Annotated in this window: 21 protein-coding genes and 1 pseudogene; 10 read left to right on the forward strand and 12 right to left on the reverse strand. The window is 72.4% G+C overall.

Features of this window, described 5'->3' with window-relative positions; all coding sequences use genetic code 11:
• Nucleotides 1-74: 74 nt before the first annotated feature.
• Together B1H19_RS11700 and B1H19_RS11705 are read right to left on the reverse strand one after the other, a co-directional pair.
• On the reverse strand, nt 75-968 hold the full coding sequence (locus B1H19_RS11700) for a hypothetical protein (RefSeq protein WP_083104558.1): 894 nt from the start codon (nt 966-968) through the stop codon (nt 75-77).
• A gap of 4 nt (nt 969-972) precedes the next feature.
• A complete protein-coding gene (locus B1H19_RS11705) occupies nt 973-1,596 on the reverse strand; it encodes a papain-like cysteine protease family protein (RefSeq protein ID WP_083104559.1) in 624 nt (207 codons plus the stop codon).
• Nucleotides 1,597-1,838: 242 nt separating this feature from the next.
• Between B1H19_RS11705 and B1H19_RS11710 the strand changes: the two genes are divergently transcribed.
• Nucleotides 1,839-2,777, forward strand: a complete 939-nt coding sequence (locus tag B1H19_RS11710) for a hypothetical protein (RefSeq protein WP_083104560.1) — start codon at nt 1,839-1,841, stop codon at nt 2,775-2,777.
• 49 nt (nt 2,778-2,826) lie between these two features.
• On the opposite strand, the gene B1H19_RS11715 is transcribed toward B1H19_RS11710, so the two are convergent.
• Nucleotides 2,827-3,240, reverse strand: a complete 414-nt coding sequence (locus tag B1H19_RS11715; RefSeq protein WP_083104561.1) for a Rieske (2Fe-2S) protein — start codon at nt 3,238-3,240, stop codon at nt 2,827-2,829.
• A gap of 278 nt (nt 3,241-3,518) precedes the next feature.
• Here B1H19_RS11715 and B1H19_RS11720 point away from each other — a divergent pair, with 278 nt between their 5' ends.
• Complete coding sequence (locus B1H19_RS11720; protein WP_083104562.1) at nt 3,519-4,652, forward strand: LacI family DNA-binding transcriptional regulator; 1,134 nt, start codon at nt 3,519-3,521, stop codon at nt 4,650-4,652.
• A complete protein-coding gene (locus B1H19_RS11725) occupies nt 4,649-5,611 on the forward strand; it encodes a carbohydrate kinase family protein (RefSeq protein ID WP_083104563.1) in 963 nt (320 codons plus the stop codon). The genes B1H19_RS11720 and B1H19_RS11725 overlap by 4 nt, the downstream gene beginning before the upstream one ends.
• Nucleotides 5,612-5,674: 63 nt before the next feature.
• On the opposite strand, the gene uvrA is transcribed toward B1H19_RS11725, so the two are convergent.
• A complete protein-coding gene (gene uvrA, locus B1H19_RS11730) occupies nt 5,675-8,734 on the reverse strand; it encodes an excinuclease ABC subunit UvrA (RefSeq protein WP_083104564.1) in 3,060 nt (1,019 codons plus the stop codon).
• A gap of 271 nt (nt 8,735-9,005) precedes the next feature.
• Nucleotides 9,006-9,740 carry a TetR/AcrR family transcriptional regulator gene (locus B1H19_RS11735; RefSeq protein ID WP_083104565.1) on the reverse strand — a complete coding sequence of 245 codons (735 nt, stop codon included), beginning with the start codon at nt 9,738-9,740 and terminating at the stop codon, nt 9,006-9,008.
• Between the two features lie 72 nt (nt 9,741-9,812).
• Between B1H19_RS11735 and B1H19_RS11740 the strand changes: the two genes are divergently transcribed.
• From B1H19_RS11740 to B1H19_RS11750, 3 genes are all read left to right on the forward strand, one after another.
• A complete protein-coding gene (locus B1H19_RS11740) occupies nt 9,813-11,363 on the forward strand; it encodes an FAD-dependent oxidoreductase (protein ID WP_083104566.1) in 1,551 nt (516 codons plus the stop codon).
• A gap of 125 nt (nt 11,364-11,488) precedes the next feature.
• Nucleotides 11,489-12,220, forward strand: a complete 732-nt coding sequence (locus B1H19_RS11745) for a maleylpyruvate isomerase family mycothiol-dependent enzyme (RefSeq protein ID WP_083104567.1) — start codon at nt 11,489-11,491, stop codon at nt 12,218-12,220.
• A 12-nt stretch (nt 12,221-12,232) separates the two neighbouring features.
• Nucleotides 12,233-12,889 carry an MBL fold metallo-hydrolase gene (locus B1H19_RS11750; protein ID WP_083109556.1) on the forward strand — a complete coding sequence of 219 codons (657 nt, stop codon included), beginning with the start codon at nt 12,233-12,235 and terminating at the stop codon, nt 12,887-12,889.
• A gap of 49 nt (nt 12,890-12,938) precedes the next feature.
• On the opposite strand, the gene B1H19_RS11755 is transcribed toward B1H19_RS11750, so the two are convergent.
• From B1H19_RS11755 to uvrB, 5 genes and pseudogenes are all read right to left on the reverse strand, one after another.
• The gene (locus tag B1H19_RS11755; protein WP_083104568.1) at nt 12,939-13,925 is read right to left on the reverse strand and encodes a TerC family protein; all 987 of its coding nucleotides are present in this window, start codon (nt 13,923-13,925) and stop codon (nt 12,939-12,941) included.
• A gap of 247 nt (nt 13,926-14,172) precedes the next feature.
• On the reverse strand, nt 14,173-15,324 hold the full coding sequence (locus tag B1H19_RS40785; RefSeq protein ID WP_418361440.1) for a hypothetical protein: 1,152 nt from the start codon (nt 15,322-15,324) through the stop codon (nt 14,173-14,175).
• A gap of 377 nt (nt 15,325-15,701) precedes the next feature.
• Nucleotides 15,702-16,127, reverse strand: a pseudogene (locus tag B1H19_RS40790) (TerD family protein); the annotation flags it as partial.
• Between the two features lie 102 nt (nt 16,128-16,229).
• The gene (locus B1H19_RS11765) at nt 16,230-16,808 is read right to left on the reverse strand and encodes a TerD family protein (protein ID WP_083104569.1); all 579 of its coding nucleotides are present in this window, start codon (nt 16,806-16,808) and stop codon (nt 16,230-16,232) included.
• A gap of 205 nt (nt 16,809-17,013) precedes the next feature.
• Nucleotides 17,014-19,158, reverse strand: coding sequence for an excinuclease ABC subunit UvrB (uvrB, locus tag B1H19_RS11770; RefSeq protein WP_083104570.1), 2,145 nt, complete (start codon nt 19,156-19,158; stop codon nt 17,014-17,016).
• Nucleotides 19,159-19,670: 512 nt separating this feature from the next.
• On the opposite strand from uvrB, the gene B1H19_RS11775 reads away from it, so the two are divergent.
• The 3 genes from B1H19_RS11775 to B1H19_RS11785 all read left to right on the forward strand — a co-directional run bounded on the left by B1H19_RS11775 (nt 19,671) and on the right by B1H19_RS11785 (nt 21,835).
• Nucleotides 19,671-20,555: a glycerophosphodiester phosphodiesterase gene (locus B1H19_RS11775; protein WP_083104571.1), complete on the forward strand. Its 885-nt coding sequence runs from the start codon at nt 19,671-19,673 to the stop codon at nt 20,553-20,555.
• Between the two features lie 82 nt (nt 20,556-20,637).
• Entirely contained in the window at nt 20,638-21,243 is a 606-nt protein-coding gene (locus B1H19_RS11780; protein ID WP_083104572.1) for a methylated-DNA--[protein]-cysteine S-methyltransferase, read from the forward strand.
• A 49-nt stretch (nt 21,244-21,292) separates the two neighbouring features.
• Nucleotides 21,293-21,835, forward strand: coding sequence for a DUF1697 domain-containing protein (locus B1H19_RS11785; RefSeq protein WP_083104573.1), 543 nt, complete (start codon nt 21,293-21,295; stop codon nt 21,833-21,835).
• A 73-nt stretch (nt 21,836-21,908) separates the two neighbouring features.
• On the opposite strand, the gene B1H19_RS11790 is transcribed toward B1H19_RS11785, so the two are convergent.
• The gene (locus tag B1H19_RS11790) at nt 21,909-22,385 is read right to left on the reverse strand and encodes a type II toxin-antitoxin system PemK/MazF family toxin (protein ID WP_083104574.1); all 477 of its coding nucleotides are present in this window, start codon (nt 22,383-22,385) and stop codon (nt 21,909-21,911) included.
• A gap of 141 nt (nt 22,386-22,526) precedes the next feature.
• Between B1H19_RS11790 and B1H19_RS11795 the strand changes: the two genes are divergently transcribed.
• Entirely contained in the window at nt 22,527-23,981 is a 1,455-nt protein-coding gene (locus tag B1H19_RS11795) for a WGR domain-containing protein (protein ID WP_203237134.1), read from the forward strand.
• 25 nt (nt 23,982-24,006) lie between these two features.
• Here the strand turns inward: B1H19_RS11795 and B1H19_RS11800 are convergent, their stop codons facing one another.
• A complete protein-coding gene (locus B1H19_RS11800) occupies nt 24,007-24,645 on the reverse strand; it encodes a nucleoside/nucleotide kinase family protein (RefSeq protein WP_083104575.1) in 639 nt (212 codons plus the stop codon).
• Between the last annotated feature and the right edge of the window lie 20 nt (nt 24,646-24,665).

The following is a 24,665-nucleotide window of genomic DNA, read 5'->3' on the forward strand; positions in this document are numbered from 1 at the left end:
GCGGGGGCGGGGAGGACGGGCCGGGGGCGGGGAGGGAAGCCGCGGACCCGGCCCCCTCCCCGCCCCCGTCCCTGTCAGCCGCTGCGCCGTCTCCGTATCGCGGCCGTGCCGCAGAGGCCGAGCGCGAGGAGGGCGGCGGCGCCCGCGACGGCGGAGGCGGCCGTCACCGGGATGCTGTGGCCCGCGGGCGCACCGGCCACGGCGGCCTCCTTGCCCGGGGCCGTCGGCGCGGGCGCGTCCTTCGGGGCCGCGGCCCCGGGCCCGTACCCCCCGGCCTCGCCGCGCTTGTCGTACGCGGATCCCGGGAGCTTGTCGCCGTACGCCTTCATCACCCGCTCCCGATAGGCGGCGACGGTGGTGCCGTGAGCGCCGACCGCCTTCCTGGCGTGCGCATCCAGGGGCTCGATGCGCTCTCCGCGCTGCACGTACCAGGCGTCGATCTGCGGCTCGTGGAAGACCGTCCCGGCCTTGTCGCCGGCGGCCTCGGCGTAACGGGTCTCGTCGTCCCCGCTGGCGATGTTGACGACCTTCCAGGCGGTGCCCCGCCGCACCGTCCACACCGAGGCCGTCCGGCCGTCGGCGGCGACCGCCTTGCTGGCGAGGAACTCCAGCCGGGCGACGGGGGCGCCGGCCCGGCCGCGGACGAAGTCCGGGGACAGGACGTACACCGGGACGGCGGCGCCCTCGATGTGCGGGGCTCCCTTCGGGACGGCGCCACCGGGACGGCGGGCGGCTCCGGACTCCCGGGCCGCGCCGGGCTCGGCGGCGAAGAACCGGGCCAGCGTGTCCAGGGTGGCGGGGGCGGTGGCCGCCTCGTGGGCGGCGGCGAGGCCGGCACGGGGCGGGGCCTGGGGAACCGCGGGGGCCGCGGCCGCCTCGGAGGCGCATGGGGCCAGGCCGGTCAGAGCGAGGGCGAACGCCCCGGTGGCGGCGGCGCGCAGGGTGGTGCGCACGGTGCGCTTCGGCATGGCCTCAGGCTCCTATCCGGTAGAGGGAGTGCGTCCAGGAGAAGGAGCTGCCGTTCACGTAGTAGTCGTAGTCACCCCAGTTGTAGCGGCTGTTGGAGGGCCACGGGTCGCCCCAGTAGACCCAGTTCTGGGCGGTGTCGAAGCCGTAGAGGACATGCATATGACCGCCGCCGGAGGACCACTCGATGCGCGTCTCGACGGGCCGCTTGGCGTTGATCTCGTTCTGCACCGTGCCGTAGCGCAGATATCCGGTCACATAGGAGCCGGGAGCGATGCCCATCCAGTCGAGGGCGTTCTGCACATTGCCGAGGGTCGCCTGGTCGTTGGGGCAGGTGGTGCCCTGCTGGCGGCCGAAGGCGGCGTTGCAGAACTGGTTCTGGCTGTAGTTCCTGCCGTACCAGGAAGCGATGGTGTTGCCGGAGCCGGCCCAGCACCAGTTGGACTTCTGCTGGGCCTGCATGGCTATGTCGAGCCGGTTGGCGGCGGCCGCGACAGCGTGCGCGGGGGGCGTGGTCGCCGAGGCGGTCGCCCCTGGGAGCGTGGTGAGCGCCGTGAGTGCAGTGACGGTGAGCGCTGCTGCCGACAGCCGTCTACGGCGCGCACGACGTGCGTGGGGAGCACGGGTCATGGCGTTCCTCCCTGATGAGGGGGGTGAGGGAGTGAGAGGAGCGCATCCGGATGCTGATGTGGAGCATCGGGTGTTGTCGCACGCGGGTCAACACGCTTCAATGCGAGGTGACATGGGGGTGTGGACGGACGGGCCCGGATGTGAACGTCCGATGTCCGGCGTACTGCAGTGAACAGGCAGTTAGAGCATGCGGCGTGCGAGCCGGTTGTGAACGTTCACCCGCGCGCCGGAGGATTGAGGCAATGGCACAGAACACTCCCGAGTCGGCCGAGCTGGCGCACCTGCTGCGGACCGGACCGTTCCATCTCGCCCTGCGCTGCGCGCTCACCGTCCGCGGCCTCGCGCTCACGCGGGTCCAGCACAAGCTGGCCCAGCGCGGCATCAAGGTGGGCGTGACCAGCCTGAGCTACTGGCAGCAGGGCGCCCGGCGGCCGCAGCGGCCCGAATCGCTCCGGGCGGTGCGCGCCCTGGAGGAGGTCCTGGACCTGCCCGCGCACTCGCTGCACCGGCTCCTGGTCCCCGAGGGCGGCGCCCGCCCCGAGGCCGAACGCCCCGCCGCGCGCTCGTACCGCTCCCTGGTCGCACCGGCCGGCGCGCTCCAGCAGCTGTTCGCCGAGCTGGAGACCCCCGCGGACGGCGGCGTGCACACCCTGGGCCATCACGAACGGGTCCTGATCGGGCCGCGCCGCGAGCTCAGCGCCCGTACCTCGCAGCAGGTCGTCCGCGCCCACCGGGACGGCGTGGACCGCTATGTCGCCATCCACCGGGGCGATACGGGCTGTGTGCCGTCCCGGGTGCGGGTCCGGGCGGCGGAGAACTGCCGGCTGGGCCGGGTGCGCGGGGACGCGGAGAGCGGGGTGGTGGTCGCCGAGCTGCTCTTCGACTCCCGGCTGCGGGCCGGCGACACCCATGTCTTCGGGTACGCCTTCGAGGACGGCAGCGGCGGCCCCAGCACCGAGTACGTGCGCGGCTTCAGCTTCGCGGGCGGCCACTATGTCCTTCAGGTGCGCTTCGACGAGGCGGCGCTGCCGGTGCGCTGCCGCCGCTTCGCCCAGGTCTCGGCGGGCGCCCCGCGCAGCGGCCGGCACGAGCTGACGCTCAGCGGTACGCACCGGGCCGTGCATCTGGTGGAGCAGAGCGTGCGGCCCGGAATACTGGGGATCGACTGGGACTGGGGATAGGGCCTGCCCGAGGGACCCGCGCGGGGGCGCGGGCGGCGGCCGGGGCGCGTCAGCCCGCGATCAGCTTGCCGTCCTTGGTCTTGACCGGCACCTTCGGCAGCGGCTCGGCCGCCGGGCCCTGGAGGACCTGGCCGGTGGTGACGTCGAAGCGGCTGCCGTGGCAGGGGCAGCTGCCCTCCTTCTTTTCGACCTCGGCCAGGACGCAGCCGCGGTGGGTGCACATGGCGCCGAAGCACCGGAACTCGCCCTTGGCGGGCTGCGAGACGACGAGCCGGTCCTCGCGGTAGAGCTTGGCGCCGCCGACCGGGATCTCCGCGGCGGGCCCCAGCTCGACCGGCTTGTCGGGCACCGCCGAGGCGTAGCTGCCGGAGTCCCCCGGCGAGCAGGCCGCCAGCCCGAAGCCGGCGGCACCGGCGAGCGCGGCGCCCCGCAGTACGGTCCGGCGGTCGGGGGACTGGCTCATGGCTGCTCCAGGAGGGGTCGGTGAGGCGGGGGGCGGCGGGACAGGGGGCCACCGGCCGACGGCTCCCGACGATACCGGGGCAGGTCTTTCCGCTTCGGGGCCGGTCCCCGGCCCCGGCCCGGCGGCGGCTTCCGCTCGATGGGGAACGCAGCGGGTGTGTACGCAGACGCGTGGCGCGGACGCGGTGCGTAAACGTTTGCGCAAGCGTTTACGCGGGGCCTCCGGGCTCGTACTGTGAGGGGCGTCGCGGGGCCGGGACCCCGGGGAGGATGAGGCGGATGACGACGATGGTGGACGTGGCGCGGCGGGCGGGTGTCTCCGTGGCCACAGTCTCGCATGTGCTCAACGCGACCCGCCCGGTGCGCCCGGACACCCGCGCCGCGGTGCTCGGCGCCGTCGACGAGCTGGGCTACACCCCCAACACCCTCGCCCGCTCGCTGGTCACCGCCCGCACCCGCTCCATCGGCCTGGCGGTCTCCGCGATCAGCAACCCGTACTTCACCGAGATCCTCCAGGGCGTCGAGGCGAGCGCCCTGGAGGCCGGCTACGGCCTGCTGATCGCCGATCCGCACGACGATCCCCGCCATGAGCGCACGGTCGTGCAGCTGCTGCACGAGCGGCGGGTGGACGGCGTGATCGTCGCACCGTCCGCGGAGCCCGCGGAGATGGTCGGCTATCTGGCCCGCCGCACGGTGCCGGCCGTCTTCCTGGACCGGCTCGTCGGCCCCTCGCCGGACGGGGCACGCCATGACCAGGTGTGCGCCGAGAACACCGGGCCGATGCGGCAGCTGGTCGAGCATCTGGCCGCGTTGGGGCACACCCGGATCGGCCTGGTGGCCGGACTGCCGGGCCTGAGTACGACCACCGAACGCCTCCAGGGCTATCGCGAGGGGCTGTGTGCCCGGGGGCTGCCGTTCGTCCCGGAACTGGTGGCGGACGGCAACTCCGCGGCGGACGGCGCCCGCGAGGCCACCGGGCGGCTGCTCGCCGCGCCCGAGCCGCCCACCGCGCTCCTCACCGCCAACAACGCCATGACCATCGGCGCCCTGCGGGCACTGCGCGAGCGCGGGCTGGAGGTTCCCCGCGATCTCGCGCTGGCGTGCTTCGACGACTTCTCCTGGGCCGATCTGTTCGCCCCCCGGCTGACCGCGGTCGCCCAGCCCAGCAGGGAGATCGGGGCCACGGCGGTGCGGCTGCTGCTGGAGCGCCTGGAGGAGCCGGACCGGGCGCCCCGTACGGTCCGGCTGCCGTGCACCCTGAGGCACCGTACGTCGTGCGGCTGTCCCGAGCCCGCCCCGGCCACGGCCCCGACCACTGCCTCGACGCCCCGCCCTGCCACCCTCCCTCGCACCGTCCCGCCCACCGCCGCGGCCGCCTCCCCGGCCGCCGAGGAAAGGAACCGCACCCCGTGATCGTCGTCGCCGGCGAGGCGCTGATCGACCTCGTCCCCGGTCCCCAAGTCCCTAGTGGAAACGGCCAGTTGCCCGCGCTGCTCCCCCGGCGCGGCGGCGGTCCGTACAACACGGCGGTCGCCCTGGGGCGGCTGGGGTCGCCCACCGCCTTCTGCTCGCGGGTTTCGGCCGACGCCTTCGGCGAGGCGCTGCTGGACGGGCTGCGGGCCGGCGGGGTGGACCTCTCGCTGGTGCAGCGCGGCGACGAGCCGACCACGCTCGCGGTGGCGGACATCGGAGCGGACGGCTCGGCCGGCTACGGGTTCTATGTGGAGGGCACGGCCGACCGCCTCTTCGCCCTGCCGCCCGCGCTGCCCGACGGGGTGCGCGCGCTCTCGCTGGGGACCTGTTCGCTGGTCCTGGAGCCGGGCGCGAGCGCCTACGAGGACCTGTTGCGGCGCGAGGCGGCACGCGGCGTGTTCACCGCACTCGATCCCAATGTCCGGCCCGGACTGATCCCGGACGCCGACGCCTACCGGGCGCGCTTTCGCTCCTGGCTGCCGTCCGTGGCCCTGCTGAAGCTGTCGGAGGAGGACGCCGGGTGGCTGGCGGGGGCGGCGGGTGGAGCGGACGGGTGCCGGGACGCCGTCGCCGTCGCGGCCCGGGAGTGGCTGGACGCCGGGCCCGCGGCGATCGTGCTCACCCGGGGCGGCGAGGGGCTGACGGTGCTGACGCCGGGCGGCGGGGAGGTGAGCGTGCCGGGGCGGCGGGTCGAGGTCGTCGACACCATCGGGGCGGGCGACACCGTCAATGCCGCGCTGCTGCACCGGCTGGACGCCCATGACGCCCTCTCCCGCGAGGCCGTCGCCGCGCTCGGCCCCGACGACTGGCGCGACATCCTCGGCTTCGCCGCCCGCGCCGCCGCCGTCACCTGCTCCCGCGCGGGCGCGGAGCCGCCGTATGCGTCGGAGCTCGGCTGAGGCGCGGCGGCCTCGGTCCGGGGAAGGTACGGCCGGCAGCGGCCGCACCTCCCCCGCTCGGCCTCAGGTGAGCCGACGGGCCTTCGCCGCCGCCTTCTTGGCCGCCGCCTTCTTCGCCGCGGCCGTCTTGGCGGCGGTGACCTTGGTCGTGGTGACCTTCGCCGCGTCGACCTCGGTCGAATTCGCCTTGGCCACCGTCTTCTTCGTGGCCGCCTTCTTGGTGGCCGCCCGCTTCGCGGCCGTCTTCTTCGGCGGAGTCCCCGAGGTCGCGGCATCGCTGACCCGGTCGCCGAGGATCTCCCGCAGGAACTTGCCGGTGTGGCTGGCGGGGACCGAGGCGATCTGCTCCGGGCTGCCCTCGGCGACGACCAGTCCGCCGCCGCTGCCGCCCTCGGGGCCCATGTCGATGACCCAGTCGGCGGTCTTGATCACATCGAGGTTGTGCTCGATGACGATCACGGAGTTGCCCTTGTCGACCAGCCCGGACAGCACGGTGATCAGCTTGCTGATGTCCTCGAAGTGCAGACCCGTGGTCGGCTCGTCCAGGACGTAGACCGTGCGGCCCGTCGAACGCTTCTGGAGCTCGCTGGCCAGCTTCACCCGCTGCGCCTCACCGCCGGAGAGGGTCGGCGCGGACTGGCCGAGGCGGACATAGCCGAGGCCGACCTCGTGCAGCGTCCTCAGATGCCGGGAGATGGTCGGCACCGCCTCGAAGAAGTCCAGCGCCTCCTCGATGGGCATGTCCAGGACCTCGGCGATGGACTTGCCCTTGTAGTGGACCTCCAGCGTTTCGCGGTTGTAGCGCGCGCCGTGGCAGACCTCGCACGGGACGTACACGTCCGGCAGGAAGTTCATCTCGATCTTGATCGTGCCGTCGCCGGAGCAGTTCTCACAGCGGCCGCCCTTGACGTTGAAGGAGAAGCGCCCCGGCAGATAGCCGCGGACCTTGGCCTCCATCGTCTCCGCGAACAGCTTGCGGACATGGTCGAAGACGCCGGTGTAGGTCGCCGGGTTGGACCGCGGCGTGCGGCCGATGGGCGACTGGTCGACATGGACGACCTTGTCGACGAGGTCGTCGCCGTCGACGCGGGTGTGCCGCCCGGGGACCGACTTGGCGCCGTTCAGCTCGCGCGCCAGGTGGGTGTAGAGGATGTCGTTGACCAGCGTCGACTTGCCGGAGCCGGAGACGCCGGTGACGGCGGTCAGCACCCCGAGCGGGAAGGAGACGTCGATGTCCTGGAGGTTGTTCTCCTTCGCGCCGTGCACCGTCAGCCGGCGGGCCGGGTCGGCGGGCCGGCGGACGTCGGGTGTGGCGATGGCGCGCTTGCCGGACAGGTACTGCCCGGTGATCGACTCCTTGTTGGTCAGCAGCTGCTTCAACGGGCCGCTGTGCACGACCTTGCCGCCGTGCTCGCCCGCGCCTGGGCCGATGTCGACGACCCAGTCGGAGGTCTTGATGGTGTCCTCGTCGTGCTCGACCACGATCAGGGTGTTGCCGAGGTCGCGCAGCCGCACCAGGGTCTCGATCAGCCGGTGGTTGTCGCGCTGGTGCAGGCCGATGGAGGGCTCGTCCAGGACGTAGAGCACGCCCACCAGGCCGGAGCCGATCTGGGTGGCGAGCCGGATGCGCTGGGCCTCGCCGCCGGAGAGGGTGCCGGCCGCGCGGTTCAGCGAGAGGTAGTCCAGGCCGACGTCGACCAGGAACCTCAGCCGTTCGTTGACCTCCTTGAGGACCCGTTCGGCGATCTTCTTCTCGCGGGCGTTGAGCGTGAGCTGTCGCAGGAAGTCGGCGCAGTCGCTGATCGACATGGCGGCGACATCGGCGATGGAGCGCTCCTGGACCGTGACGGCGAGCACTATCGGCTTGAGGCGGGTGCCTTCACAGGTGGGGCAGGGCACCTCGCGCATATAGCCCTCGAAGCGCTCCCGGCTGCTGTCGCTCTCGGCCTCGCTGTGGCGCCGCTTGACGAACGGCACGGCGCCCTCGAAGGGGGTGGTGTAGGCCCGCTGGCGGCCGTAGCGGTTGCGGTAGCGCACCTCGATACGGGTCTTGTGGCCGTGCAGCAGGGCCTTCTTGGCGCGGGCGGGGAGGCCGGCCCAGGGGATGTCCGTACGGAATCCGAGGGCGTCGGCCAGGGCGTCGACCAGGCGGCCGAAGTACTCCTTGGTGTGTCCGCCGGACCAGGGGTGGATGGCGCCCTCGTCCAGCGAGCGGTCCTCGTCGGGGATGATCAGCTCGGGGTCGACCTCCATGCGCGTGCCGATGCCGGTGCAGTCGGGGCAGGCGCCGAAGGGGGAGTTGAAGGAGAAGGAGCGCGGTTCGAGCTCTTCGAAGGACAGGTCGTCGTAGGCGCAGTACAGATGCTCGGAGTACATCCGCTCGCGCTGCGGGTCGTCCGGATCGAGGTCGACGAAGTCGAGGATGACCATGCCACCGGACAGACCCAGGGCGGTCTCGACGGAGTCGGTCAGCCGGCGCTTGGCGCTCTCCTTGACGGTGAGGCGGTCGACGACCACCTCGATGGTGTGCTTCTCCTGCTTCTTCAGCTGGGGCGGCTCGGAGAGCTGGATGGTCTCGCCGTCCACGCGGGCGCGGCTGTAGCCCTTGGTCTGGAGGTCGGAGAAGAGGTCGACGAACTCGCCCTTGCGCTCGCGCGCCAGCGGGGAGAGGACCTGGAAGCGGCTGCCCTCCGGCAGCTCCAGCACCTTGTCGACGATGGCCTGCGGCGACTGCCGGGCGATGGGGCGCCGGCACTCGGGGCAGTGCGGTTTGCCGATCCGGGCGAACAGCAGGCGGAGGTAGTCGTAGACCTCGGTGATGGTGCCGACGGTGGAGCGGGGGTTGCGCGACGTCGACTTCTGGTCGATCGAGACGGCCGGGGACAGCCCCTCGATGAAGTCCACATCGGGCTTGTCCATCTGCCCGAGGAACTGCCGGGCGTAGGAGGAGAGCGACTCGACATAGCGCCGCTGCCCCTCGGCGAAGATCGTGTCGAAGGCGAGCGAGGACTTGCCCGACCCGGAGAGCCCCGTGAAGACGATCAGGGAGTCGCGGGGGAGGTCGAGCGAGACGTTGCGGAGGTTGTGCTCGCGAGCGCCACGGACGATGAGACGGTCGGCCACGCCGGTCGGCACCTTTCTTGGAGAGGGGCGGAAGCCGCGGCTCTGCGTCCGCCGCTCGGTGATGGAGCAGAGGCGGCGGCGCGGAGCGGAGCCCCCGCCCCAGGGTATGGGGACCGCCGCGGCACTGTCTTTGTGATGCCATAACGAGCGTATAGCACGTGCATTCGATTTACGGCACGGGCAAGCCCAGTTCACCCAAACGTGTGGCGGCCCCCAAACCTTCCCGCCCCGCCGACCAGCGACGACGCCATCCGGGCCGCCCCCGCCCCCGTCAGCCCCCGCCCAGACCCCCGTCCGGCAGCGCCCGCTCCAGCGCATCGAAGGTCCGCCGCAGGACCTCTTCCTGCCCGGCCGCCACATCGTCGACCGGGTCGCCCGCGAGCTGCCGGCCCGCGGCCTCGACATGGACCGCCCGGAGCCCCGCGATGATCAGCGCCGCGGCCAGCCGGGAGCCGCGACCCGGCCGCCCCGGGTCCTCGCCCGCGGCCTCGGCCAGCAGCCCCGCCAGCGTGTGCTCGATCTCCTCGACCGCCTCGCGCGCCCGCGCCCGCAGCGCCGGCGAGTCCAGCACCGTACGCCAGAAGTGCTCGAAACCCTCCCCCACCGCGCCCAGCGGATGACGCTGCGCCAGCAGCTCCAGGGACATCCGGCGCAGCGCGGCCAGCGGCGTCTCGTCCGGCTCGCGGTCCCGTACGGCCCGGGTGATCAGCTCGTGCCCCTCGGGGATCCGGTCGAGGAAGAGGTCTTCCTTCCGCGGGAAGTAGTTGAAGACGGTCATCGTGGAGACCTCGGCGGCGCGGGCGACCTCGGCGACCGTGACATTGTCGAAGCCGCGCCCCATGAAGAGCAGCGTGGCCTCGGCCGAGATCCGCTGCCGGGTCCGCAGCTTCTTGCGCTCGCGCAGCGTCAGCCGCACCTCGTCCTCGGCATGCTCCGCCCCCGCCGCATACCCGGCCTCCTCCGCGTACCCGGCCCCCTCGCGGCCCGCGCACTCCTTTTTCGCCATACCGGGATCTTAGGCGCCGCCGAAGCATTAATTTTTAGTCGCCACAAATTTTTAGTGACTATAGTCCCCTGCATGAATCACGACGCAGACGTAGTAGTGGCAGGGGGCGGCCCGGTGGGGCTGATGCTCGCCTGCGAACTCGCCCTGGCGGACATCACGGTCGTCGTCCTGGAGCGGCTGACCGAAGTGGACACGACGGTCAAGGCGGGAGCGATCAACTCCCCCAGTGCGGAGGCCCTTTACCGGCGCGGGATGCTGCCGGCCCTGATGGAGGTGCAGCGCCCCGCCATGGAGCGGTTCAGCGCCTTCCTGCGGCAGCGGCAGGCCGCCGGGGCCTCGGAGATCAAGGCGGCGCCGAGGTTCGCCGGGCACTTCGCGGGCATCATGCTCCGCGGCGACCTCCTGGACGAGTCGGACCCGGACTTCGGCACCAGCGGCCCGGCCGCCGACCTCGGCATCCTCCCCCAGGAGGCCCTGGAACGGCTGCTCGCCGCCCGCGCCGCCGAACTCGGCGTCTCCCTGCGCCGCGGGGTGACCGTGACCGGCCTCGACGCCGACGACGAGGGCGTCGACGTGCACACCTCCGGGGGAACGCTGCGCACCGGCTGGCTGGTGGGCTGCGACGGCGGCCGCAGTACGGTGCGCCGACTCGCCGGATTCCCGTTCCCCGGCACCGATCCGGGGATCACCGGCCACCAGGCGTTCGTGGAGATGACCGGCTCGGAGGCCCTGGGGGTGGGCTGGAACTGGACGAAGACCGGGACGTACGCCCACGGGCCGACGCCCGGCCGGATCCTCACGGTGGAGTTCGACGGCCCGCCCAAGGACCGCGAAGCCCCCGTCACCACCGAGGAGTTGCAGACCGCGCTGCGCCGGGTCTCCGGCGTGCCGGACGTGACGATCACCAAGGTCCACACGGCCACCCGCTTCACCGACCACGCCCGCCAGGTGCCCGACTACCGCTCGGGACGGGTCCTGCTGGCCGGTGATGCGGCGCATGTGCACTCCCCGTTCGGCGGCCAGGGCCTCAACCTCGGCCTCGGTGATGCGATGAATCTGGGCTGGAAGCTGGCCGCCACGGTCAGGGGCTGGGCCCCCGAGGGCCTGCTCGACACCTACACCGCCGAGCGGTACCCCCTCGGCGCCTGGGTACTGGACTGGACGCGGGCCCAAGTGGCGCTGATGCGGCCGGAGTCGCACGCCCAGGCGCTGCGCGAGGTGATCGCCGAACTGACCGGGACGCCCGACGCCACGACCTTCTTCGTCAAGAAGATCTCCGGCGTCTGGCAGCGCTACGACCTGCCCGGCGACCATCCGCTGACCGGCCGCAGCGCGCCCGACCTGGAGCTGTCCGACGGCACCCGGCTCGCGGACCACCTGCACCACGGGCGGGCGCTGCTGCTTGATCTCGCCGACGACCCCGAGCTGCGCAAACGCGCCGACGGATACGACGGCCGGGTGGAGGTGCACACCGCCGCCTGCCCGGACCGGCCCGGCCTGGCGGCGCTGCTGGTGCGCCCGGACGGCGCCACCGCCTGGGCGGCCGACACGGGCGAGGCGCCGGACGGGCTGGACGCCGCGCTGCACCGGTGGTTCGGGGCGCCCGAGGGGACTGCCGTCTGACCTGGGGGGACGGCGAGCCGGCGGCGGTTTCCGGCCTGCCGCCCGCCCCCTCCCCCGCCCCCGCGTACGCCCCGGTGGCCGCCGGACGACTCCCGAACTCGCCCCGGTGGCGCTAGCTTCGGAGCATGACCCACACCCTGCCGGACTTCCCGCGCGACGCCAGTGCCGTCCGTGAGGCCACCGACCGGCTTCTGGTCTCGGCCGGCAAACTGGACGACGAGGCGATCGCCGAACCGTCCCTGCTGCCGCACTGGACCCGTGGCCACGTCCTCGCGCACCTCTCCCGCAACGCGGATGCCCTGACCAACCTCCTGACCTGGGCGCGTACGGCCGTGCGCACGCCGATGTACGCGAGCGACACGGCCCGCGACGCCGATATCGAGCGCGACGCCGGCCGTTCGCTGGCCGCCCATCTGGAGGATCTGCGCGAGAGCGCCGCCCGCTTCGATGCGGCGGCGCGGGCGCTCCCGGAGGAGGGCCGGGCGTACGAGGTCGAGATGCGCAACGGCGTCGTCGAGCGCGCCGGCCGGCTGGCGCTGCGCCGGCTGGCCGAGGTCGAGCTGCACCACGTCGACCTCGGCGTCGGCCACACCCTCGACCAGCTGCTGCCCGTCTTCGTCGACGGCTATCTGGACCTGCTGGCCACGGTGAAGTTCGCCGGGCACAAGGAGTTGCCCACCCTGGAGCTGCATACGGAGGACGGCCGCCACTGGCGCACGGGAGGCGGGGCGCCCGGGGCCGCCCCGGTGGTGGTGACGGGCGCCGCGGCGGAGCTGGTCGGCTGGCTGACCGGGCGCTCCGACGGCGGGCAACTCGACAGCGCAGGCTCCCCCCTGCCCGCCGTCCCGCCGCTCTAGAGTGATCGCATGATGGCCTACAGCGGAGCAGTCCAGGTCGGCGGACCGGCCGACGTACATGAGCTGAGCGACCTGATGATCTCGAAGGTCGCGGTCGGTCCGATGAACAACAACGCCTATGTGCTGCGGTGCCGGGCCACCGACGAGCAGCTGCTGATCGACGCGGCCGCCGAACCGCACACCCTGCTCACGCTGATCGGCGACAGCGGCATCGCCTCCGTGGTCACCACCCACCGGCACGGTGACCACTGGGGCGCGCTGCGCGAGGTGGTCGATGCCACGGGCGCGGCGACGTACGCGGGACGTCATGACGCCGAGGGCATCCCCGTCCCGACGGACGTCCTGGTCGACGACGGCGACACCCTCACCGTCGGCCGGGTGCGGCTGACCGCGCGTCATCTGGTCGGCCACACCCCGGGCAGCATCGCGCTGGTCTACGACGATCCGCACGGCGCGCCGCATGTCTTCACCGGCGACTGCCTCTTCCCCGGGGGCGTCGGCAACACCTGGGGCGACGCCAAGAACTTCGCCAGCCTGATCGACGACGTCGAGAGCAAGCTCTTCGGTCAACTGCCGGACGAGACCTGGGTCTACCCGGGCCATGGCGACGACACCACGCTGGGGGCGGAGCGTCCGCATCTCGCGGAGTGGCGCGAGCGCGGCTGGTAGCCGCGGCGGGCCCGTACGGCCGGTCGGTCGTACGGGCCCGGCGGCGGTCTCAGACGGTCAGGTCCTCCCTGGCCGCCGTCTCGGCCGCCTGCTGCTGCTTCTTCGAGGCGCGCAGGCTGGTGAGCGTCGTGACGACGAGGACCGCGCAGATCACCCCCAGCGAGACCGGAATGCTGATCTCCGGTACGGCCACTCCGGACTCGTGCAGCGCGTGCAGCACGAGCTTCACCCCGATGAAGCCGAGGATCACCGACAGGCCGTAGGAGAGGTGGACCAGCTTCTCCAGCAGCCCGCCGATCAGGAAGTACAGCTGCCGCAGTCCCATCAGGGCGAAGGCGTTGGCGGTGAAGACGATGTACGGGTCCTGGGTGAGGCCGAAGATCGCCGGGATGGAGTCCAGGGCGAACAGGACGTCGGTGGTACCGATCGCCAGCATGACGATCAGCATCGGAGTCATCAGCCGTCGGCCGTTCTCGACGATGAACAGCCTGGTGCCGTGGTACGCGTCGGTCGAGGGGAAGCGCCGCTCGACCATCTTGAGGAAGCGGTTCTCCTCGAACTCCTCGTCGTGTTCCTCGGCGCGCGCCTCCTGGATGAGCTTCCACGCGGTCCAGATGAGGAACGCGCCGAAGAGATAGAAGATCCAGGAGAAGTGGGTGATGATCGCGGCGCCGGCGCCGATGAAACCGGCCCGCAGGACGAGTGCGATCAGCACGCCGACCATCAGAACCCGCTGCTGGTACTTCGCCGGGACCGCGAACTTGCCCATGATCAGCACGAAGACGAAGAGGTTGTCGACGCTCAGCGACTTCTCGGTGACGAAGCCGGCGAAGAACTCACCGGCGGGCGCGCCACCGCCGAAGACGAGCAGTCCGAGCCCGAACAGCGCGGCGAGCGCGATCCAGACGGCGGTCCAGATTCCGGCCTCCTTGAGGGAGACCTCGTGGGGTTTACGGCCGCCGATGAAGAAGTCGGCGGCGATCAGGGCGCACAGACCGAGGATGGTCAGCGCCCACAGGGTCAGGGAAACGTCCACTGCTCCTCCGGCAGAGTCGTACGGCACTCACAGCGTCGTCGCTGCCGGAGGTCTCTTCCGCCCGGGCAGATGCCGGGCCGGCGCCCCGGGATCCGGTGAAGCTCGTCGGTCCGTGATGACGGGTACGCCGCAGCGGGAATACTCCCCTCCGCACCAAGAAGAGTAAAGGAAACCCAAGGAAGAGTAAAGAGAATGGCAAAGGTGCTGGTGGGATGGGGTGGTGTGATCGGGCCGGGCGATGCCGGGCTCAGTGTCGCCCGGCCGGGCGGGCCTGGGCGAGGCGGGTCAGGACCTGGCGGACGATCGGGCTGCCCTGGGGGGCGAGCGCCGGCTCGTACGTCCAGGCGTGCCCCACCCAGGGGTCGGCGAGATGGGCGTCGGGCACCGGTGTGAGGCGCAGCAGGGACCGCCACAGCGGGTCGAGGACCGGGCCGTACTCCTGGGACTGGGCGCGGTCGGCGACGATCAGCAGATGCACCCCGACCGCCGGGCCTTCGTCGGCGAGATAGCGCAGCTGATTGACGGCGCGGTCGTCGAAGCCGTGCGGGAAGTCATGGACGATCAGCAGCTGTTGGGCGGTGTCGACATCCGGCGGCAGGGAGTCGGCCGCGCGGTTGCGCACCGCCATCTGGACCAGGTCCACCCGTCGGATCAGCGCCTCCAGGGTCCGGGCGACCCCCTGGGCGCCGGGGGCCGGGGGCTCGCGCAGGGCGCCGGTCTCCAGCAGTGGGGCGAGCGCGGGCGCGGCCGTACCGCCGGGGTCGATGACCTGGAGCGCGAAGTCCCCCACCGGGTGGGCGGCGAGCAACCGGGCGGCGACCGCGACGGCGGTGTCCAGGGCGAGGCGGCCGAGCACGGCCTCGTCGGGCGGGCCTTCGGTGAGCGCGCTGCCCAGCTCGCGGCGGCCGTACTCCCGTCCGGGGTCGGCCTGCCAGGCGTAGGAGGACGGTCCGCTGTCGATCCACAGGCCGCGCTCCAGGGGGAGCCGGACGACCATGGGGATGCGCAGGTCCAGGACTTCGGGGAGATGCAGATCGCCCAGCCGGACCGCCATCGGGGGCTCCTGCGGGGCGTGGTGGCCCTGCCAGACGGGGCTGTCCCAGCGGGCGAAGGCGGGCGGCAGGGCGGGCTCGACGACCTCGGATTCGGCGGTGAGCTGGGCGAGGTCGCGGTCGAGGGCGGCGCGGGCCTGGGTGACCAGGGCGGCGTGCCGGTCGCGGGCGGCGGCGCGGGCGGCGTCGGCGGCGGAGCCGAGGCGGTTCCGCGGGTCGGCGAGGGCCTGGTCGAGCTCCTGCTCCAGCCGGGACTCGGCGAAGGAGCAGGCGCTGCGGTAGGCGGCCACCGAGCGGGCCAGGTCCTCGAACATGCCCCAGATCTGGTTGTAGAGCCGCTCGTCCATGCTCCATCCGGCGGCGTCCCCGGGCACCGGGGTCTGCGGGCCGTCGGGGGCTTCCGGGGTGCCCGGGCCGTCGGGGTGCCCGGGCCTTCCGGGGCGGCCGCGGGGGACAGGGCGGGGGCCGTACGGCGCCGGGGGTGGCGGTAGTCGACGCGGTCGCCGCCGGGCGCGGGGGCGGGTGCATCGGGGGCGGGTGGCGCGGCCGTCGGCTGTTCGGCGCGGCCGGCCGCCACCGGGGAGGGCACCGCTCGGGCATGGCCCAGGCCCACCGCCTCCTCGATCTCCGCGGCCAGTTCGGCCGCCTGCGGCAGCCCCTGGTCGCGGAGCATCGCGGCCAGGCCGTCGGCGTAGCCCTGGCCCACCGCGCGGACCTTCCAGGCACCCTGCCGACGGTAGAGCTCCACGGCGACGACGGCGGTCTCGGCGCCCAGGCCGGTGATCGTGTAGTCGGTGAGCGGGGTGCCGTCGAGGCCGGTGACGGCGACGCGGGGCGCGGCGGCCGCACCGAAACCGCTCAGCGAGGACACCCTGGCGGGCAGCGCGAGCAGCACGCTCACCCGGTGGACGGCGTCCGCCACCGCGTCGAGGTCCACCGCGACGCGGTGCTCGGAGGCGGCCTGGCGGGGGACCTCGACGCCGGCGCGGCACGGTGCCCCCGGGTGGGCCACCGCGTCGGCGCCGGACAGCCTGCCCTGGTCGTCGCCGAGCGTGACGCCGGCGATGACGGGCCCGCCCGCGGTGATCCGGATCTCCACACGGGTGCGGTCCAGTGGATGGTTCTGGCCACGGACCAGCTCGGCCGTCATCGTTGTTCCCCCTGGTGGGTGTCGCGTCCGGGCCGGGTGCCGGGCGCGGCGCCCGGGGGGCGGCGGCGCGGCCCGGGGTGCGCTGCCGTCGTGGTGCGGTGGCTACAGATGCGGCAGCATCGCGGGCACCAGGTCCTGGAAGGTGCGTCCGTTGGCGGGCTCACCGATGGCCGTCATCGACCAGCCGTTGCCCGCGCGGTGCACCTTGGACATGACCTGCGCGGTGTACTGGCCGCCGCCGGTGAGGGTGTAGCGGGCCAGCTCCTGGCCGGTGGTCTCGTCGACCAGGCGGCAGAAGGCGTCCTGTACCTCGGCGAAGGACTGGCCGGTGAAGGAGTTGACGGTGAACACGATCTGGTCGATGTGCACCGGCACCCGCGCCAGGTCGACCAGGATCGCCTCGTCGTCGCCGCCCTGGCCGGCGCCGCCGACGCGGTTGTCGCCGGTGTGCCGCACCGAGCCGTCGTCGCTGATCAGATGCTGGAAGAAGACCACGTCGACGGGGGTCTGCCCGGCGAACAGCACCGCCGAGGCATCGAGGTCGATCTCGTTGGTGCGCCGCCCGAACAGCCCCCGGCGCGGCGCCGAGCGCCAGCCCAGCCCCATCCGCACCGCGGTCAGCGTGCCTCCGTCGGACTTCTGGAGGCTGATTCCCTGCCCCTTGGACAAATTGACCGACACGCGCTGTCCCCTCTTCGTACGTCCCCGCCCGCATTTCCGGCGGTGTTCCCGACCCTACGCACGGCGGCACGGCATCGCCGCCGCGGCCCCGCGTTTTGTGGCGTTTCTGCAACACAGGCCCGCGCACGGGGCCAGGCCCGGCCGCACACCGGCGCCGGCGGGCCCTCCCCGGTGTGCGAAGCCCCTCGGCCCTCCTGGTCTCCGCCTACTGCACTCCGGCCTCCTTCATCTGCCGCAGCTCCTTCTTCAGTTCCCCGACCTCGTCGCGGAGCCGGGCGGCGACCTCGAACTGGAGCTCCGCCGCGGCGGCCCGCATCCGCTCGGACATCTCCTCGATCAGCGCGGCCAGTTCGGCGGCCGGACGGTCGGTCACCACCGCACCGGCCTTGCCGCCCTTGCCCCGCGCGGCCGCGGCGCCGAGCGCCGGCACCGGTGCCTTGGCGCCCTTGCCCGCCTTGCCCCCGGCGGCCTGGGCGGGCTTGCGGAAGTCCGTGCCGAGCAGCTCCTGGGTGTCGATCTCCTCGCGGGCGAGGGTCGCCACGATGTCGCCGATCTTCTTGCGCAGCGGCTGCGGGTCGATGCCGTTCGCCTTGTTGTAGGCCAGCTGCTTCTCCCTGCGGCGGTTGGTCTCCTCGATGGCCTTCTCCATCGCCGCGGTGATCTTGTCGGCGTACATATGGACCTGGCCGGAGACGTTACGGGCGGCGCGGCCGATGGTCTGGATCAGCGCCGACCCCGACCGCAGGAAGCCCTCCTTGTCGGCGTCGAGGATGGCCACCAGGGACACCTCGGGCAGGTCGAGGCCCTCGCGCAGCAGGTTGATGCCCACCAGGACGTCGTACTCGCCCGCGCGCAGCTCGCGCAGCAGCTCCACCCGCCGCAGGGTGTCGACATCGCTGTGCAGATAGCGGACCTGGATGCCGAGCTCGAGGAAGTAGTCGGTGAGGTCCTCGGCCATCTTCTTGGTCAGGGTGGTGACCAGGACGCGCTCGTCCTTCTCCGTGCGCCGGCGGATCTCGTGCACCAGGTCGTCGATCTGCCCGTCGGTGGGTTTGACGACCACCTCCGGGTCGACCAGACCGGTCGGCCGGATGATCTGCTCGACGAAGCCGTCGCCGCGGGCCAGCTCGTAGGGGCCGGGGGTCGCGGACAGATAGACGGTCTGGCCGATGCGTTCGAGGAACTCCTCCCACTTCAGCGGCCGGTTGTCCAGGGCGGACGGCAGCCGGAAGCCGTGCTCGACCAGGGTGCGCTTACGGGAGGCGTCGCCCTCGTACATCGCGCCGATCTGCGGGACGGTCACATGCGACTCGTCGATGACCAGGAGGAAGTCCTCCGGGAAGTAGTCGATGAGGGTGTTGGGCGCGGAGCCGGGCTCGCGGTCGTCCATGTGCATGGAGTAGTTCTCGATGCCCGAGCAGGAGCCGATCTGGCGCATCATCTCGATGTCGTAGGTGGTGCGCATCCGCAGCCGCTGGGCCTCCAGGAGCTTGCCCTGCTTCTCCAGCTCGGCCAGGCGCTGCGCCAGCTCGGCCTCGATGCCGGCGATGGCCTTCTCCATGCGCTCGGGGCCGGCGATGTAGTGGCTGGCCGGGAAGACGTAGAGCGACTGGTCCTCGCTGATCACCTCGCCGGTGAGCGGGTGGAGCGTGGAGAGCGCCTCGATCTCGTCGCCGAACATCTCGATCCGTACGGCGAGCTCCTCGTAGACCGGGAAGATCTCGATGGTGTCGCCGCGGACCCGGAAGGTGCCGCGGGTGAAGGCGACGTCGTTGCGGGTGTACTGGATGTCGACGAAGCGGCGCAGCAGCTGGTCGCGGTCGATCTCGTCGCCGACCTTCAGGGGAACCATCCGGTCGACGTACTCCTGGGGGGTGCCCAGGCCGTAGATGCACGACACCGAGGCGACCACGATGACGTCGCGCCGGGTGAGCAGTGAGTTGGTCGCCGAGTGGCGCAGCCGTTCGACCTCCTCGTTGATGGAGGAGTCCTTCTCGATGTACGTATCGGACTGGGGGACGTACGCCTCGGGCTGGTAGTAGTCGTAGTAGGAGACGAAGTACTCGACGGCGTTGTTGGGCAGCAGCTCGCGGAACTCGTTGGCGAGCTGGGCCGCGAGGGTTTTGTTGGGCGCCATGACGAGGGTGGGGCGCTGCAGCTTCTCGATCATCCACGCGGTGGTCGCCGACTTGCCGGTGCCGGTCGCGCCCAGCAGGACGACGTCCTTCTCACCGCCGCGGATGCGCTGCTCCAGCTCGGCGATGGCCGCCGGCTGGTCGCCGCTGGGCTGATAGGGGCTGACGACCTCGAAGGGCGCCACCGTGCGTTCGATCTTTGATACGGGCCGCATGGAACCCACCGTACGACCCCCCACTGACAACCGGCGTGACAAACCCTCCGACCAGCGGATTCGCCGGAATGGCCGCGGCCGCGCGGGGAGGCCGGGCGGACCGTCCGGGCGGCCCCGCGGCGGTCTTCGCCGGGCCGGGGCGGGCCGGGGCCTGGTCGCCGCGGCGGCTCTGACCTCGCCGGGGGCGCGGCGGAGGGCGCGGGAAGGGGCGCCGGGAGGCGTGCGCACGGGGCAAAACCGGGCGCAAGAACGAGGGGTGACGCGGTGTCGGCCGAGATGCGTAACGGTGCGGGCTCCGGCAAGTTGGACGGCATCGGGCGCACGTCTGCTGCACGGCGATTACGGGCATCCTGCAACTACGGCGCTCACACGGAATACCGGCCACGTCCCCTTCAGTCCCCGGCAATCGCCGTCCACCCACCGCTACGGCCCGGCTGCGAGCCCCCACCCCGTATGACCGGTGCACGTCACCCGAGGTCAGCCACGTTCCCCCGACGTCACGAGGAGTCCGTATGCGTATCCGCCCCGTCGCCACCGCGCTCGCCGGTGCGCTCATGGGTCTGTCCGCGCTCGTCCTCTCCGGCGCGCCCGCGCAGGCGGCGGCCAGCGGGCACCAAACGGTGGTCGTCGGCCACCGCGGCGCCCCGACGCACGCCCCCGAGAACACGCTGGCCTCGATCGATGCGGCCAGCCGGCTGGGCGATGTCTGGGTCGAGAACGACGTCCAGCGCACCAAGGACGGCGAGCTGGTCGTGCTGCACGACAACTCGCTGGCCAGGACCACCAACGTCGAACAGGTCTTCCCCGACCGCAAGCCCTGGAACGTCAAGGACTTCACGCTCAACGAGATCGAGAAGCTGGACGCGGGCAGCTGGTTCAGCCCGGACTTCGAGGGCGAGCGGGTGCCCACCCTCGAGGACTACATGGACGAGGTCGAGGACAACGGGCAGCGGCTCCTGCTGGAGCTCAAGTCGCCCGAGCTCTACCCCGGGATCGAGCTCCAGACCCTTCGGGTGCTGCACCGTACGGGCTGGCTGGACCGCAGCCATATCCGGCGGCGGCTGGTCATCCAGAGCTTCAACGCCGACGCCATCAGGACCGTGCACAGCCTGCGCCCGGACATCAAGACCGGCTTCCTCGGCACACCGTCGGTCGCCCAGCTGCCGAAGTACGCGGCGTTCTGCGATGAGATCAACCCCAACTACACGACGGTCACCCAGGGCTACGTCGATGCCGTGCACCGGCTGACGGGCCCGCACGACCGCCGGATGCAGGTGAACGCCTGGACCGTCGACGACGACAGCAAGGCGATCGCGCTCGACCGGATGGGTGTCGACGGCATCATCAGCAACAAGGCCGACGAGATCCGCGATGCGCTGGAGACGGGCGAGGACTGAGCGGCAAGGACCGAGCAGCGCAGGGAGGCTCCCCTTCGCCCGATCGGGCCGCGTTGTCAGTGGCACGTCCTACGCTGATCGTGTGAGGAATTCCGAGCACGATTCCGGGCACGACGCCGAGCGCAGCACGCCGGGGACCACGGCCCCGGCGGGCGGGGAGCGGCGCGACTGGGGCTGGACGCGGACGGCGACGCCGATCGGTCCGCTGCTGCTGGCCGCGACCCGCCGGGGCCTGGCCCAGGTGGTCTTCCATGCCGACGAGCGCACCAGCCGGCGCGCGCTGACCCGGCTGGAGCAGTACTTCGGCGGGCCGCCGGTCCCGGAGATACCCCATCTGGTGGCGGCCACGGCCGAGCTCGCCGCCTATTTCGCCGGGGAGCTGCGGTCCTTCAGGGTCCCGCTGGACTGGTCGCTGACCTCCGGCTTCAACTCCCGGGTGCTGCACGCCCTGGCCGACGGCGTGCCCTACGGCAGCGTCGTCGGCTATCAGGACCTCGCCGACCGGGTCGGGGAGCCGGGCGCCGCCCGTGCGGTGGGCGCGGCGATGGGATCCAATCCGCTGCCGGTCGTCGTGCCCTGCCATCGGGTCGTCGCCAGCGACGGCGGTATCGGGGGCTTCGGCGGCGGGCTGGAGACCAAACGGCTGCTGCTGGCCCTGGAGGGCGTGCTGCCCGCGCCGCTGTTCTGACCGTGTCCCCGTCCCCGCCGTCGTCCGGTTTCTCCGAAGGGTCCGTGCCATGTCCCGTCAGATCGCTCTGCTCCGCGGTATCAACGTCGGCGGTCACCACTCCTTCCCCAAGGCGCAGCAGCTGGCGCTGGCCGAGTCCCTGGGCCTGGAGGACGTCTCCGTGCTGCTCCAGACCGGCAACCTCGTCTTCGCCGACCCCGGGGCGCCGCCGGAGGAGACGGCCCGGCGGCTCCATGAGCGGATAGCCGCCGATCTGGGGCTGACGGTGCCGGTCATGGTGCGCACCCGGGACGAGCTGGCCGCCGCCGTGGCCGCCAATCCGTTTCCGCAGGCCACGGCGGAGCCCAAGACCCTGCATCTGACGTTCCTGTCGGCGGTGCCGGCCGACACCTCCGCGCTGGACGCGCTCGATCAGGACGCCTTCGCGCCCGACCGCTTCCAGCTGGCCGGGCGCGAACTGTATCTGTGGTGCCCGGACGGCATCGGCCGCTCGAAGCTCGCCGATGCGGTCGGCCGCGCCCGGCTCGGTGTGACGGCCACCGCACGGAACTGGAACACCGTCACCAAGCTGCTGGCTCTGGCGGACGCCTGACGGCCGCGCCGCATCGAGGGGGCAGCGCGCAGCGCTTCCAGGGAAGGGCGGTGGCGGGCGACGGGAGGGCCCGTCAGCGCCAGCCGTAGCGCTCGCGCAGCCGGTTGACGACCAGGTTGAAGCGGCCCCGGTCCAGCGCGCACGCCTCGCGTCGCATGCCCTCCGGGTGCACCCGCAGCACGCGGTCCACCGCGACCCAGGAGTCGCGCCCGGCGCGGTCCCACGGGCCGACGCCGATGGCGACCCAGTCGTAGTCGTCGGCATGCCGCTTGCTGGACAGCTGCACGGCCAGGAGGGTGCCGGCGCTCTCGCGGGCGACGACGAGGACGGGACGGTCCTTGCCGCGGCCGTCGTTCTCCTCGAACGGCACCCAGGTCCACACGATCTCGCCGGGGTCCGGGTCGCCGTCGTGGTCGGGTGCGTAGGACGTGCGGACGGTGCCGACGGAGCGGGGGGTGGCCTCCACGGTCGCGGTGGGCCCGTGGCGGCCGGGCAGCGCGGAGTCGTCGGAGGAGGCGGAGGGCGTGGAGGACGCGGATGACGTGGTCATGGCGTCACGCTATCCGCCCTCGTCAGGGGAGTGCCCGGCGGCCCCGGCCGGCGTGCGGCGGTCGATTGTCAGTGGTGGGTTCTACGGTTTTCAGCAGCGGGGGGACGGTCGCTGGGACCGGCCCGGGGAGGGGAGTTCGCCATGTCCGAGACCATGACGCAGACCGCGTCCGACACCACGACCTATCTGGAGCTGTCCCAAGACGGCGGCGGCGCCCACAAGTTCTACGAGGTGACGGTGTCGGGCACCACCGTCTCGGTGCGCTACGGGCGGATCGGCGCGGCCGGCCAGCGGCAGACGTCGTCCTTCCCGACGCGGGAGAAGGCGCAGGCCGCGGCCGCCCGGAAGATCGGTGAGAAGGTGCGCAAGGGCTATGCGCCGGCCGTCCAGGGGCAGCGCGCCGCCCGGCCGGTGACACGCCGTCAGGTCGCCTCGGCGCCGTCCACGGCGCGTGCGGTCGCGCCGGTGTTGTGGCGCTTCCGGACGGGTGCCTCGGCGTTCGGGATCCATATCGCCGAGGACCGCTGCTGGGTGGGCAACCAGAACGGCGATGTCTTCACCCTCGGCCACGACGGCGAGGTGCTGGCCCGCTATCAGCTGCCGGAGGGCGTCAAGTGCCTGGTGGCGGACGACTTCTGGATCTACGCGGGCTGCGACGACGGCACGGTCTACGACCTGTCCTCGAAGCTGCCGTTCGCCGCCTATGACATCGCACCCGACGTCGACATCTTCTGGCTGGACATCCGCGAGGGCATCCTCAACGTCTCCGACCGGCGGGGCGGGCTGACGGTCATCGACCACGAGGACGAGTACCAGTGGTCGCGGCGCAGCGCGGGCGAGCACGCCTGGATGGTGCGGCGCGACGAGCACGCCGTCTACCACGGCCACCGCCTCGGGGTGACCGCCTACCGCGCCGACGGCAGCGGCGAGCTGTGGCACACCCCGACCAGGGGGGCGGTGCTGTTCGGCTGGCAGGAGGACCGCGCGGTGTACGCCGGTACGGACAAGCGCGTCGTCCAGCGGCTGGCGAAGGACAGCGGCACCGTGGAGGCCACCTACGCCTGCGACTCGGTCGTCTACGCCTGCGCCACCGCCCTCGACGGCCGCTATGTCTTCGCCGGGGACTCGGCGTCGTCGGTGTACTGCTTCGCCGCCGACGGCACCCGGCTGTGGAAGCTGGGCACGGGCGGCGGCTCGGCGCTGTCGATGCAGTATCTGGACGAGAAGCTGTACATGGTGACCACGGACGGCTCCCTGGTGTGCGTGGATGCGAGCGATGCGGCGATCGCCGCCGCCCGCTCGGGCACGGTCCCCGTCGCCCGGGACGTCAAGTCGGCCGCCGCGCTGCCGACGTACACCCCGTCGGCCACGGTGCAGACGGTGAGTTCCGCGGCGGCCTCCGGGATCGTGGTGGAGTGCGTCCAGGAGAGCGGCCGGCTGCGGGTCCATGTGGTCTCCGAGGGCTATGAGCCGTCCTGGAACGTCCAGTTCCCCCGTCAGATACGCCGTCCCGGGGCGCGGTACGTCGTCGAGGACCTGTCGGCGTCCGCGGGCGGGTTCTATCGCGTCCGCGGCGAGATCCGGCAGCTGGTCTGACGCCCGGGGCCGGTCCCGGAGGCGCTCAGCGCAGTCCGGACCAGGCGGGACGGCGGGGGTCGTCGGCCCGTACGACGACGTCCGCGGTCTCCTCGGGCCGGGTCTCGTCCTCGTAGCGCGCGAAGGCGGGCAGCGTCCAGCGCTGGTCCGGCGGTGTACGGCGGGCCAGCGCGGCGGGCGACAGCTTCAGGTGGACCGAGAAGTCGAAGGGGAAACCATGACCGAGCAGCAGGGGACCGTGCAGCACCAGCACGCCGCCGGGCGGCAGTTCCACGTACCGGCTGCGGGTGGCGCGGTCCGCGACGGGGTCCCACAGGTCCGGCAGGACCCGGCCGGTGCCGCCCGGCTCCAGCGGTCCGAACACCTCGCGCCACAGGGCGCGTCGGTCGAACCACTCGTCGTGGAAGGCGTCGGGGTCCTCGCGGCCGTACTCCAGCCGCAGCGAGGCGGGGCGCAGAAAGCCGGAGGCGCCGGCCTGGTGCACCGCCCGCCCTCGGATCCGCAGCGCCTCGGCGAGCCGCCCGGCCGGTTCGCCGGGCGCCGCGGCGGGGGCCCCGTCGACCGCGATCCGCAGCCAGGGGCTCCCGTCCGCCGCCGTCATCGCGGCGATGTGCCCGGCGAGGGCGTCGGTCAGCCGGTCCCAGGTGATCGCTTCGAGCCGCACCCGGACATTGTGCCCGGCCG

Origin of the sequence: Streptomyces gilvosporeus, assembly GCF_002082195.1 — a bacterium.
GTDB classification, from domain to species: domain Bacteria; phylum Actinomycetota; class Actinomycetes; order Streptomycetales; family Streptomycetaceae; genus Streptomyces; species Streptomyces gilvosporeus.